Origin of the sequence: Gilliamella sp. Occ4-3 (assembly GCF_001690675.1) — a bacterium.
Taxonomy (GTDB): Bacteria; Pseudomonadota; Gammaproteobacteria; order Enterobacterales; family Orbaceae; genus Gilliamella; species Gilliamella bombi.
Genome location: NZ_LZHR01000073.1, coordinates 111,526 through 125,171, shown reverse-complemented (window position 1 = coordinate 125,171; position 13,646 = coordinate 111,526). Strand labels below are relative to the sequence as shown.

At 32.2% G+C, this 13,646-nt stretch carries 12 protein-coding genes; 6 read left to right on the top strand and 6 right to left on the bottom strand.

Annotation, left to right across the window (positions count from 1 at the left end):
* Positions 1-121: 121 nt before the first annotated feature.
* The 3 genes from alaS to recA all read right to left on the bottom strand — a co-directional run bounded on the left by alaS (position 122) and on the right by recA (position 4,506).
* Complete coding sequence (gene alaS, locus A9G44_RS08460) at positions 122-2,755, bottom strand: alanine--tRNA ligase (protein ID WP_065610404.1); 2,634 nt, start codon at positions 2,753-2,755, stop codon at positions 122-124.
* Positions 2,756-2,960: 205 nt separating this feature from the next.
* Positions 2,961-3,467 (bottom strand): regulatory protein RecX, encoded by a 507-nt coding sequence (locus A9G44_RS08455; protein ID WP_162162656.1) that lies wholly within the window; start codon positions 3,465-3,467, stop codon positions 2,961-2,963.
* The gene (gene recA / locus A9G44_RS08450; RefSeq protein WP_034913207.1) at positions 3,460-4,506 is read right to left on the bottom strand and encodes a recombinase RecA; all 1,047 of its coding nucleotides are present in this window, start codon (positions 4,504-4,506) and stop codon (positions 3,460-3,462) included. The genes A9G44_RS08455 and recA overlap by 8 nt, the downstream gene beginning before the upstream one ends.
* 521 nt (positions 4,507-5,027) lie before the next feature.
* Between recA and A9G44_RS08445 the strand changes: the two genes are divergently transcribed.
* Genes A9G44_RS08445 through A9G44_RS08435 form a run of 3 tightly spaced genes read left to right on the top strand, consistent with a single transcriptional unit; the run spans position 5,028 to position 8,509 of the window.
* Complete coding sequence (locus tag A9G44_RS08445; protein WP_065610402.1) at positions 5,028-6,272, top strand: PqiA/YebS family transporter subunit; 1,245 nt, start codon at positions 5,028-5,030, stop codon at positions 6,270-6,272.
* A 15-nt stretch (positions 6,273-6,287) separates the two neighbouring features.
* Positions 6,288-7,925: an intermembrane transport protein PqiB gene (gene pqiB, locus A9G44_RS08440; protein WP_065610400.1), complete on the top strand. Its 1,638-nt coding sequence runs from the start codon at positions 6,288-6,290 to the stop codon at positions 7,923-7,925.
* Positions 7,922-8,509: a PqiC family protein gene (locus A9G44_RS08435; RefSeq protein WP_081298299.1), complete on the top strand. Its 588-nt coding sequence runs from the start codon at positions 7,922-7,924 to the stop codon at positions 8,507-8,509. Before pqiB ends, A9G44_RS08435 begins: the two co-directional genes overlap by 4 nt.
* A gap of 44 nt (positions 8,510-8,553) precedes the next feature.
* Here the strand turns inward: A9G44_RS08435 and pabB are convergent, their stop codons facing one another.
* From pabB to A9G44_RS08420, 3 genes are all read right to left on the bottom strand, one after another.
* Entirely contained in the window at positions 8,554-10,311 is a 1,758-nt protein-coding gene (gene pabB, locus A9G44_RS08430) for an aminodeoxychorismate synthase component I (RefSeq protein WP_179854829.1), read from the bottom strand.
* 1 nt (position 10,312) lies between these two features.
* Complete coding sequence (locus tag A9G44_RS08425; protein ID WP_065610511.1) at positions 10,313-10,888, bottom strand: anthranilate synthase component II; 576 nt, start codon at positions 10,886-10,888, stop codon at positions 10,313-10,315.
* Between the two features lie 470 nt (positions 10,889-11,358).
* On the bottom strand, positions 11,359-11,955 hold the full coding sequence (locus A9G44_RS08420; protein WP_065610393.1) for a CHAP domain-containing protein: 597 nt from the start codon (positions 11,953-11,955) through the stop codon (positions 11,359-11,361).
* Between the two features lie 209 nt (positions 11,956-12,164).
* On the opposite strand from A9G44_RS08420, the gene yccX reads away from it, so the two are divergent.
* The 3 genes from yccX (at position 12,165) to lptA (ending at position 13,645) form a co-directional block, all read left to right on the top strand.
* Positions 12,165-12,443: an acylphosphatase gene (yccX, locus tag A9G44_RS08415; protein WP_065610391.1), complete on the top strand. Its 279-nt coding sequence runs from the start codon at positions 12,165-12,167 to the stop codon at positions 12,441-12,443.
* A gap of 80 nt (positions 12,444-12,523) precedes the next feature.
* Positions 12,524-13,087: an LPS export ABC transporter periplasmic protein LptC gene (gene lptC, locus A9G44_RS08410; protein ID WP_034913230.1), complete on the top strand. Its 564-nt coding sequence runs from the start codon at positions 12,524-12,526 to the stop codon at positions 13,085-13,087.
* 3 nt (positions 13,088-13,090) lie between these two features.
* Positions 13,091-13,645: a lipopolysaccharide transport periplasmic protein LptA gene (gene lptA / locus A9G44_RS08405; RefSeq protein ID WP_065610390.1), complete on the top strand. Its 555-nt coding sequence runs from the start codon at positions 13,091-13,093 to the stop codon at positions 13,643-13,645.
* Position 13,646: the final 1 nt, after the last annotated feature.

Here is a 13,646-nt window from a genome sequence, read left to right as displayed (position 1 = left end):
ATATCAGTTAAGTATATATCCAAACAATTTTAATATATAGCTTTATCAGCCCCCATCAATAAGACGGGATTTTACAGAAAAACTCTAATATTCAATTAACAAATATTTTGAGTCTATCTGGCTAATTTGCTTGTAATTTATTACTGATTTCCTTTTTCACAGAAGATAACGCTTCTGGTAATGCCGAGAGATCCATTCCACCTGCTTGAGCGAAATCAGGTCGCCCACCCCCTTTACCGCCTACTTTTAATGCTAATTGGGAAACCAAATCTCCTGCCTTAACTATATTGACTAAGTCATTGGTTACACCTGCAGCTAAATTGATTTTATCATCATTGACGGCGGCTAAAATTATTACACCTGTCTTTAATTGATTTTTTAGATCATCAATCATAGTTCGTAATAATTTTGCTTCAACATTATCAAGTTTAGCAATTAGTAAATGTTTATCATTGATTTTTTCACATTGATTAAGTAATTGTGCACTTTCTTGGCTGGCTTTCTGTGCTTTTAGTTGTTCAATTGTTCTTTCAAGCTGTTTAGTTTGATCGATTAATTGCTCAATGCGTGCCAAAACTACAGATTTATCACTTTTAGCTAGTTGTCCAATTTGAGTTAGTAAATTGGATTCATTATGTATCAAATCCATTGCATTTTGCCCTGAGGTTGCCTCAATACGGCGCACACCAGAGGCAATGCTTGATTCTGATATTATTTTAAATAACCCTATATCACCAGTTCTATCTACGTGAGTACCTCCACAAAGTTCAATTGAGAAATCGCCCATTGTCAGAACTCTAACGATATCTTCATATTTTTCACCAAATAAAGCCATCGCGCCTTTATCTTTAGCCTTATCAATTGGCATTAGCTCAATATCTACAGGTAAATTACGACGAATCTGTTGATTTACTAAGTTCTCTATTTCAATAATTTGTTCTGGCGTAATGGCTTGATTATGTGAAAAGTCAAAACGCAGATAGCTATCATTAACTAAAGACCCTTTTTGGTGAACATGGTTACCTAAAATACGTTGTAAAGCCGCTTGCAATAGATGCGTAGCTGAGTGATTACGTCGAATACGTTCACGCAACTCAACATCAATAGCAGCAGTGACATTATCACCAACTTTTAACGAGCCTTTTATAATTTGGCCTAAATGACCAATACTTTGACCATATTTTTGGCTATCAAAAACATTAAATTCAAGATTAGCCGCAGTTAGTAAGCCTTTGTCACCAATTTGGCCACCAGACTCTCCATAAAATGGAGTTTTGTCTAAAACGACAATAGCTTCATCGCCAGCGTGAATATTTTCGACTTTTTGGCCGTTTTTAAATATAGCAATAACTTTTCCTGATGATTCTGTTGCTTGGTAACCTAAAAATTCAGTTTTATCATCAAGCTTGATAACATTACTATAATCAACATTAAATGAGCTTGATTCGCGGGCTCGCTTTCGTTGCTCTTCCATGCATTGGTTAAAGCCATCTTCATCGATAGTGATGTTTTTTTCACGACATACATCTGCCGTTAGATCTAATGGAAAACCATAAGTATCATAAAGTTTAAATGCGATATCTCCAGGTAAAACTTTCCCCGTTATTTTGGTTAATTCCTGATCTAATAAAGATAATCCTCGTTCAAGAGTCTTTAAAAATTGCTCTTCTTCAATTTTAAGTGCATTTTCGACTAGTTTTCGATTTTTTTCTAATTCAACCGCTGCGCTTCCCATCACATCAATTAATGGTTTAACTAGTTTATAAAAGAAAATGTCTTTTGCTCCTAGCATATGCCCATGACGCACTGCGCGTCGAATAATGCGTCGTAGCACATAGCCTCGCCCTTCGTTTGAAGGTAAAACTCCATCTGAAATTAGGAATGCACAAGAGCGGATATGGTCGGCAATAACGCGTAGCGATTTATTTTCTAAATCTTTAGTCTGAATAACGTTAGCTGCATCATTAATTAATTTCTTAAACAGGTCTATTTCATAATTAGAGTTGACGTGTTGTAACACTGCAGCAATACGTTCTAGTCCCATACCAGTATCCACAGATGGCTTAGGTAATGGTTCCATTGTGCCATCAGGATGGCGGTTAAATTGCATAAAGACAATATTCCAAATTTCTATAAATCTGTCACCATCTTCTTCTGCGCTACCAGGAGGTCCTCCCCAAATATGATCACCATGATCATAGAAAATTTCGGTACAAGGACCACAAGGGCCGGTATCACCCATCTGCCAAAAGTTATCTGAGGCATATGGAGCACCTTTATTATCACCAATACGAATTATACGTTCTTTAGGGATTCCGATTTCTTTTTCCCATATTGCATATGCTTCGTCATCTGTCTCATAAACGGTAACGGTTAACTTCTCTTTAGGTAGGTTAAACCACTCTTTGCTGGTCAATAATTCCCATGCAAAATGTATTGCATCATGTTTAAAGTAGTCACCAAAACTAAAGTTTCCTAACATCTCAAAAAATGTATGGTGTCGAGCAGTATAACCAACATTATCTAAATCATTATGTTTACCACCAGCACGGACGCAACGTTGCGATGTTGTTGCTCTAGTGTAAGAACGCTTATCAACACCAAGGAATAAATCTTTAAATTGATTCATTCCAGCATTAGTAAATAATAGTGTTGGATCATTGTGTGGAACAAGGGAACTACTTGCGACAACTTCATGTCCTTTGCCACGGAAAAAGTCAAGAAAATTTTGACGAATTTCTGCAGTACTTTTCATTTATGCTTCCATATAAAACGATAGATTTTTAAACATAGTAATATACCCGTTACAACTAAAGTTGAAAAGTAAATCTTCCTAAATTGGAGTGGAGCTAACTAATATTTATTACAAGTAAATAGGGATAAAATAAAAAAAGAATTAATGAGCTTTATTTGTAATAGGCTTTAAATTATATATTTTGTATTCTAGATATTATAATTATTTAAGTCAACAAATCGTAAGCAGTTTTAATATCATTTTGTGTATAGCCTCTAGCTATTAGAAATTGAATAACTTTTTGTTTTTCATTGGTATTTTTTGCTTTGATTTGTTTTGACTTTTTTAATAATTGTTTATATGCAAGGTTTCCCCAGTTGATATTAGAGGCTTGCAATAACTGACGACTTAAGTCAACAGATAAACCCCGTTGTTTAAGTTCCATTGCAATTTTATATTTTCCGTAACCTTTATTGGCACGCATAACAATATATTTTTCAATATAGTGGGCGTCATTTATCCAATTTTGATTAATACAATGTTCAACCACATCTTGTATTTCAGCTTTTAGGGTACTCAATTGGTCATGATATTCATCTTCTGTACTTTGTAGCTTTTTTGCAAAAAAGAATATCATTTTTTGGCTTAGTTCATACGAAGAGTGATCGCGCTGTGCAAGTAATTGCACAGCTTTATTTAGGATTGATTTATTGAGTTTTTTTTCATTATTCAATGCTGTCATTCTCTAATGAAGTATCGTCTTCAGGTGCTGTAAAATCTGCAGGGCTATTTAGTAATAAATCACGTAGTTTTGTTTCGAGCTCTTTTGCGATTTCAGGATGTTCTTGTAAAAACTTAATTGAGTTAGCTTTACCTTGTCCAACTTTTTCGCCATTGTAGCTATACCATGCACCAGCTTTATCGACTAACTTATGTTTAACCCCTAAGTCAATCAATTCGCCTTCTTTAGAAATACCACAACCATAAAGAATCTGGAATTCTGCTTGTCTAAAAGGTGCTGCAACTTTATTTTTAACCACTTTAACGCGAGTATCACTACCAATAATATCTTCGCCTTCTTTTACAGAACCTGTGCGACGAATATCAAGGCGAACAGAAGCATAGAATTTTAGTGCATTACCACCAGTTGTTGTTTCTGGGCTACCAAACATAACACCAATTTTCATACGAATTTGGTTAATAAATACAACTAAACAATTTGCATTTTTGATATTCGCAGTTAGCTTACGTAATGCTTGTGACATTAAGCGAGCTTGTAATCCCATATGAGAATCGCCCATTTCACCTTCAATTTCAGCTTTTGGAGTTAATGCTGCGACTGAGTCGACAATAATAACATCAACAGCACCAGAACGAACCAAAGCGTCACAAATTTCAAGAGCTTGCTCTCCTGTATCAGGTTGAGAAACTAATAAATCATCAACTTGAACGCCTAATTTAGCCGCATAAATTGGATCGAGTGCATGTTCAGCATCAATAAATGCACAAGTTTTACCTTCTTTTTGAGCTTGTGCTATGACTGATAAGGTAAGCGTTGTTTTACCAGATGATTCTGGTCCAAATATTTCAACAATTCGACCCATTGGTAAACCGCCAATACCTAGTGCAATATCAAGTCCTAAAGAACCTGTAGATACAGCATCTACATCTAACGTTTGGGTATCCCCTAAACGCATAATTGAACCTTTACCAAATTGTTTTTCGATTTGACTTAATGCAGCAGAAAGTGCGCGTTGTTTGTTTTCGTTCATATTATAAAATTCCAATGAGTTAGGATTGGTAATATTATACTGTATTGTTATACAGTATCAAGTTTTTTTTATACTCAACAATTATTTTATTAATTATGGAAATTAAGTCACAATTTTTATGGATAATTTATTTTATGTAATAATTGAAACTAACAAATGATGATGAAATATCGATATTCAAGATTAAATTTATTGAATTATTTTGTTAATTTTATAACTGTGAATTTTTATCAAATCTAGGTTAATAATGATTATTTTAGTATAATGAAACGAATAACGCATTTTATAAAGATTATATTTGATAATAATCAAAACCCACTAATTTAATTTAGTAATACTTTCATAAAAAAATGTCATTTGATATGATTAGTTTTGAAGCTAATATAGCCAACATTTTATTCATTAAAATATTTGTTCTTCAAAAGATTATTTAATAATAACTCATTAATTTCATACTTAAATGTTATATTAATCTGAAATATTTATTTAGGTTAAAATATATTTCGAAATAAAGGAAAACAATGGCCATTGATAAACAACATTATGTTTTATGCTCACACTGTGATTTGGTCATAGAATTAACTGATATAACAGTAGGGCACAAAGCTGTTTGTCCACGCTGTAATACTACATTAGCTAAAAATAGTAGCAATATGAAGTTTAGAGCTGCTATGTATGCAGCTTGTTCATTAATTATGATTATTGTCGCCTGTGGCTTTGTCTTTATTGATATCCGAATTGTAGGAAATTACATTGGCGTTAGCGTATTAGATATTCCTAAGACCCTTTATTTTGATAAATATAGCTATGTTTCAGCACTTTTTATTTTATTTGTTTTACTTTTCCCTATATTTAATTTATTAATTATCGTCCTGCTTTGCTCCAGAATTCAATTAACAAAATATCGCAGACGCGATCTACTTATTGTTTATGAAAAATTTCAACATTGGTGTATGCCGGAAATCTTTCTTACAGGTGTTTTGGTTAGCTTTGTTAAATTAATGAGTTATGGAAGTATTGGGGTTACTGGTACGTTTTGGGCATTTTGTCTATTTGTCTTTTTTTATATAAAATCTTTAGTTATTTTCTCGCCTGAAGTAATTTGGAACGAAATTCATCGTAATAACTTTGCTGTTAATTCATTGAAAGTTGGAAAAACAGGAATTAGCCAAAATCTAAAATTATGTAATTGTTGTCAGGCTATATTACCCATACATTATAAAAAATGTCCTCGATGTAAACAAAAAAGTAAAATTAGGGATCGTGATAAAATACAATGGACTATAGCTTTGTTGATTACTTCGTTAATTCTTTACATTCCAGCTAATTTATTTGGAATTATGATAACTGTTGTTTTGGGGGCTGCATCAACTTCAAATATCATGGATGGAGTTATTTATATGTGGCAAGCAGGTGATGTACCTGTTGCTCTTGTTATTTTTCTCGCTAGCGTTGTTATACCAATTTTAAAAATTATTTCACTAAGTTGGCTTTGTTATTTTGCATTAGCAGTAAAACGAAAAAATAAGAATAATTGTTTAAAAATGAAAAAATTATATACTGCAGTTGAGTTCATTGGTAAATGGTCAATGATAGATATATTTGTTGTTTCTGTTGTTTGTTCGTTAGTGAGAAATCAGCAAATGATGGGGGTTTATCCTGATATTGGCGTTACATTCTTTGCAACTGTCGTTATTATCACAATGATTGCATCACAAAAATTTGATCCTCGTTTAATTTGGGATCGTCCGCAAAATAGAAAATAGATTAATAGGAACAATATGGCAACATCAAGTAAATTGGCAAAAATAATTAAAATTAGAGCTATTTCAGCAATATGGATTATTCCCATTGTCACTGCAATTGTTGGTCTATGGATAATCTACTCTCATTATGCTGATAGAGGTACCTCGTTCACATTACTTGCAAAAGACGCAAGTGGCATTGTTGCTGGCAAAACGGTAATTAAAAATCGCAGTGTTGATGTGGGTATAGTCGATGAAGTGACTTTATCTGATGACTACCAGCAAGTGGTTATAAAAGGCCGTATTTATAATGATATGGCGCCGTTACTGAAAAATGATTCGATTTTTTGGGTTGTTAAGCCAGAAATTGGTCGTGATGGAGTAACGGGATTAGGTACTATTTTATCGGGTGTCTATATAGAATTAGCCGCAGGGAACGATACTCACAGTTTTCAAAATAAACCTTTTGTGCTTTCTGATGCGCCTCCGTTGTCTGATCCTAGTATCAAAGGAATTCGTCTAAAATTAGAAAGTGAGCAAAATGGTGTGATTCCTCGAGGGGCAGCTATCATGTTTCATGGTTATCGTGTAGGTAATGTGGAGACCTCTGAATTTGATGTTGAATCGCGTAAGATGAAATATCAAATTTTTATTACTAAACCTTATGATGTGTTAGTGACACAAAACGTACGATTTTGGAAAGAAGGAGGTATCAATTTGACTCTTTCATCTCGAGGTGCAAGCCTAGATGTCCCTTCTCTGGATGTATTAATGTCTGGAGGAATTAGTTTTGATTTACCCGAAGGATCCAAATTAGGTGCACCTGCTGAGCAAAATGCAGTTTATACATTATATGAAGATAAAAAATCTATCCAAGATTCGCAGTATACTGAATATAAAGAATTCCTTATTATGCTTTCTGATTCTATATCAGGGTTAACAGAGGGAGTACCAGTTGAATATCATGGTATTAGATTAGGAACAGTATCTAAAGTACCATTTTATACCGCTGAAATGTTAGAAAAATCATCAATTTTAAATAAAAGGGTGCCGATATTAATTAGGATAGAGCCTGATCGTTTATCTGAATTAGTTGATGAGAAAATTGATATTGCCGCTTTGATAATGAAAGAACAAAAAAATGGGTTAAGAGCGTCATTAAAAACTTCAAATATGTTTACTGGTGCGCTATATATAGATCTTGATTTTTATCCTGAATTAAAAAATAAGTATGATCCTCAACTAGCGAAGCAGTTTGGTTACGATACAATTGAGGCAACTTCGACAGGGATTGCGCAAATTCAGGCAAAAATTATGCAATTACTTGATAATTTTAATAATTTGCCACTTAACAATACTCTATCGCAGTTCAATCAATCATTAGCTTCGAGTGAACGATTAATGAAATCATTAAATCGTATTATGGCTAGTAAAGAGATGCAAAATATACCAAAAGATTTACAAAAAACATTACGTTCATTAAATGAAACAATGAAAGAATTACAACCAGGTTCTGAATTAAATAACCAAATGAAAGAGAGTTTACAAAAAGTGCAACAGATGATGGATGAATTAACGCCATTACTTAATACTCTCAATGATAAGAGCAATGCACTGATTTTTTCTGCCCCAGCGAAGAAAGATCAAGAGCCTAAAGCAAAAGGTAAAAAATGATGAACAAAATATATAAAAAGCTACTTACAGTCATATTTATGCCATTACTTGCTATATTAGTCGGCTGCTCAGCTAACAACCCAAGTAAAAGCTATTTTCAACTGACTAGTAATTTACCAAGTCCAGTATCGCAAAAAATAAAAACTACAAAACATTTTATTTGGATTGAGTCGGTAGATGTGGTGAGTTTTTTAAGTAAACCAGGTATTGTATTACAAACGGACAATATCAAATATGAAACAGCAACGCATCATTTATGGGCTTCAACACTATCTCAGCAATTGCAAGAACGATTGACGCAAGATTTAACGGTCATGTTACCAAATTATTTAGTCTCTAGCAGATCAATTACAACGCCAACATTGACGGTAAAGTTATTTATTGATGGGTTTCATGGAAGCTATACTGGTGATGCGGTGATTAAAGGACGATGGGTTGTTACTGATAGTAAAAATAATATTGAAAGCAAACCATTTGAACGCCATGTTCCTTTAGCAAGTAATGGATATGGTGCTTTAGTTAACGCGCTATCTAAAGGTTGGCAGGATGAAGAACTAGACTTTGCAAACTCAATAAAACTTTAATGTCATAATAATATTCCGCCATAATGTTGGCGGAATATTTGAATTTAAACGGTAATTGATCTTAACGATCGTTTGAACTGGCTAAAAACCTTGTCATCAATTTCTACCCATTTACGAACACTGTTGATAAATGCGATTTTATCGGCTTTTAAAAGGTCATCTTTTAAAATCGTTTTTTCTAACAATTGATTGTGATCTAAATAAAATTGCCTCATGGTGCCAGCTAGTAACCCCGATTCTTTTTTAGGGGTAATCCATTGATCATTAATCAGCAATGCGAGGTTACCGTTAACAAATTCAGTTATTTCATTGTATTGGTTAAAATTAATATATTCTTTTCCTGTAATTAAATTAGGAAAATGCTCCCGATTAGACGTTTTATGATACAAATATACATTTTGGTTATGAACACACTGTTTTGCAAATGCGATTTCATTGATCTCCATTGGCGAGTTAATTGTATTCTCGCTAATGGTATATAGCCCATTTTTTTGCAGTAAAATTCTGACTTTATAGATATTCCCAATATTTTTATTAGCTGCATTTGCTAACTTAATAAGTTGCAACTTAATTGCATTGATGTCATAGTTAAAATCAAAATAATCAGCTGATTGAGAAAGTCTGCTTAAATGTTCTTCCAATAAGAAAAATTGCCCTTTTTCAAGCAATAATGATTCAATGACATATTTGGGAGAAGAGGTGGTGCGAGTTAAAATTGCTGTTTTAGCTAAAATCTCGTTATATTCATCTTGTGAGGTTGAATCCCAAGTGATCCCTCCGCCAACACCATAATGCATTTGTTGATTGTGTATGGTTAAAGTCCGAATTGGGATATTGAATATAGCTTTGTTCATATATGGTTCAATATAACCAATTGTCCCGCAGTAAACTCCACGTGGTGAGTTTTCAATATCTGCAATAATTTGCATTGTACTGGTTTTAGGCGCTCCAGTTATTGATCCACAAGGAAATAGTGCTTGAAAAATATGATATAAATTAACATGTTCTTTCAATTCACCTTGAATCATAGAAGTCAATTGCCAAACGGTTGGATATTTTTCGGCTGAAAATAATTTAGGAACTGTAACTGATCCTGCCTTTGCAACCCGACTTAAATCATTACGTAATAAATCAACAATCATCATATTTTCAGCTTGGTTTTTTTCAGAGAATAATAATTCTAATTGTTGTTTATCTTGGTGATTATTTAAACCGCGCGCAGTTGTTCCTTTCATTGGTTTGGTTGTAATAATTTTATTTTCTAACTTAAAAAATAATTCTGGCGAAATTGATAAAATACAATAATCGTCAAACTCAATATAAGCGCAATAGTCGGCTTGATTGTTCTTTTGTAGAAAGTGGTAATAATTAATAGCACTTTCATTAAATGAAGTAGTAAATTGAATTGTATAGTTGGTTTGATAAGTATTGCCTGATTCAATTTGAGATCGAATAAAGTTAATTTTTTGATTATATTCCTCAATTGATGTATCGCTTATCAAATCAAAAGTTGGTGGAGTGTAATCACTTATTTCTACATGTTTTTGCTCAATGATAGAAAATTTATCAAAAATACCAAATATCAATAGCGGCAAATCATAATTCTGTTTTGTTTTATTTTCACTATTGAACCCCATTGCGCTTTCATAAGCGAGATATCCAACCGCATAATAGCCTTGTTGTGTGAATTTTTCGATTGAATCAAATTGTTGTTTGATTGTTGAATAATCATCAGACTTTAAAATGGCGATAGGGTTGCAAAAATATTTATGTTGACCTTCAAAGTCGATATGAATTTTCATTTTAGTATTGCTCATGGACAAAATTATCAATCATTTGTAAACCAAATTCGGTTTTAATTGCTTCAGGGTGAAATTGGACTGACTCGATGGGTAACTTTTTGTGACGTAATCCCATAATCAATCCTTGATTGTTTCTTGCTGTTACGATTAATTGAGAGTCTTTTGGTAAAAGCTTATCACAAGCAATTAATGAATGATAACGAACCACCGAAAGTGGTTTTTTGATCCCTTTAAACACGCCTTGACCATCGTGCGTTATTTCATCGACTTTTCCATGCATAGGTGTTGGTGCTTTGATGATCTTATAACCATAATATTGAGCAATCGCTTGGTGCCCTAAACAAACTCCCAATATTGGGCAAATATGACTAAATTCGGCAATAGTTGCAAGTGATATTCCAGCATCGGTAGGGGATCCCGGACCAGGCGAAATGATAATCTTAGAAAAGCTAAGCTCTTTTATTTGTTCAATTGTCATTTCATCATTTTTAATCACTTTAATTTCTGCGCCAACTTGACACAAATAATTGTGAATATTGAAAGTAAAAGAATCATAATTATCTATTAATAATATCAAAATAGAGTCCATTAATTACATAGCGTATTGTTTTTAAACCATTGGCATTTATAACAGCCAAATTCCAGTTATATCCAGAGTCATTATACCGTTAATACAGTTAAAAACAGATATGATTGCCAGTTTGCTATCTTTTTATTTCCTTTTTTATACTGAAACATAGTGTTACCTGAAACTTTTTAACAAAAATTCTCTTTTTCTGTGATAAATCTCACAAAACCATACAACTCTACTTGTATGGTAGTATTTGTGTTACTTATTACGTTAGCCGAAGCTGGGATTGTCAAAATTTTTTTGCAATAGCTCAACATGAAAACCTATCGGCTATTTTGGAGACTACAAAAATAGTATCAAAACAGAAGAATGAATGGTTTGTTGATTAATCTTGATTAAAGTTCTGAATTATTATTTTGAATATTTTCTGTAATTATGCCATTTGTTTTTTGTGTAGTTTACTCTGGTGCAGGCAATTATTTATTTTTACGTAAATAACCTAAAACGCCAAAACCTTCTATTAGCCATTTTCCATCTTTAAAGATTAAAGGAAAAGTTGCTCTACTGCTTGCATTTGGTCCTGGGTTTTGTTGCACAATTTCAATTTCGTTGTCTGTTACTTTACTTATAATGGCAACATGTCCATATTTGGACCAATTAAGGATAATAATATCTTCAACTTTCGGTTTAGTTGGTGAACCATTATGAAACTGTAATAAATTACGTTGACGATTAATTTTGCCATCAGCAACTAATGGATCAAAGAAATCTTTTGCATGTCCATAGCTATTGGGCATTTTGTGATTGAAGCGTTGATAATAATAGCGTTTAATAAATTCAACACATTGATATTTCAGACCTAAGTTATAGCCGTCTTTAGCAATATTTCTTCCACTTACATTATTGATGCTACCATTATAATAGACTTTCACGCCATTAAATTCATCAACGACTTTGCCAATTTTCTGTTTATCAATTTCAACATTAGCAAAAGCACATGAATTAAGTGTATAGTAACTTAATACTGATACTAGCCAAAGTAAGAAAAACCTTTTTTTATATTTTAATAACATATTTATTTCCATTGTTTTAATTATTTATTATTGTTTATTTTATTGAAAAATAAAATTTAGTCGATAGGTAAAAAACTTACTAGTTGTAAGATTATTAATGAATCTAACATTTAACCATGATAAAAAATTATGTTCTGTATTTTCAATCTAAATTAGTATTTCATCATTAAGATAAATATATTTGAATTATAATAAAATGGGGTTGCAAAATGATTAAAAAAGTTAAGATAAATGTTAGCGGTCGCGTGCAAGGTGTAGGATTTCGCTTTTTTACTTATCAGCAAGCCCAAAAACTGGGTTTAGTTGGTTATGTTCAAAATTTAGATAATGGCGATGTTGAGATTATAGCTCAAGGTAATAGTTTACAAATAAGCAAATTAATAAAATGGATTAAAAATGGCGGTCCTGCATCTTCACGCATTTCACATTTTAATATTTTTGAATTATTACCACAAAACGATTTAACTTCTTTTAATGTTCGATATTAATTTAATAAAAAATAAAGTAGAATAATTAAAATTTTGGCATTCGAAATAATAATTTCTAATTAATGTGAAAAACGTATGTTATGAATAAAAAAAATCTAATCTGTTTTTTACTTCTCATTGTTGTTATCGGTGTTTATTATAATTATCAAAAAGGAGATGAGGTTGTAAATCAATCCACTCTAAATATATCAGATAAGCCGATTTATCAAAGTGATAAAATGTTAACAGATATTTATGACTTATCTGGGGATCTTATTTATAAAATTGAGTCCAGTAATGTAAGGCATTTTGATGACTCAAATAATACTGAATTTGATTTGCCCAATTTTACGTTTTATGAACAGAATCATTCAGCTACATGGCATATTAAAGCAAAGAAAGCAACGTTGACAAAAGATAAACTTCTTTACCTTTATGATGATGTTCAATTAGATAATTTGACACAAGAAGCTCAATTGAAACAAGTAAAAACTGATAATGCCGTGATAGATTTAACTTCACAACTAGTCAAATCAAAAGATCCTGTCATCATCAATGGGGTGGGATTTTATTCAACTGGTATTGGTTTAGCGGGTGATTTACATGCCAAAACGGCTAATATACTTGAAAATGTAAAAACATATTATAATACAGAGGCAAAATAAAACATGAGTTCGCTAAAACAGGTTGTTTTTTCATTAATTTTATTGCTACCAATCTCTTTAAGTAGTTTCGCCAATGAACTTACTTCGCAATCTATAAACTCTAAAGAAGAACATAAAATGTTCGCTGATAATAAACCCATAACGATAGATGCAGATAATCAAAAAATTGATATTGAAAATAATACAATCACATTTATTGGCAATGTTGTTATTGTCCAAGAAGGATTAACTATAAAAGCTGATAAAGTCGTTATCACTGACACGCAAGACAAAAATAAGCAAAAAATCACAGCTTATGGTAAACCTGTGAATTATAAGCAAATTTTACCAGAAAAAAATAAGATTGTAACGGGGCATTCTTCACAAGTTATTTATGATGTAAAACAAAATAATGTTATTTTACGCGGCCATGCTGAATTATTTCAACAAGATAATCATATTGTTAGTGATCTGATTACATACGATGTCAAAAAACAACAAATATTAGCCAATCCAGGTAAGAATATGCGAGTAAAAAGCACTATTATCCCAAACCAAGTTAAAGGGATGAACAAATAAA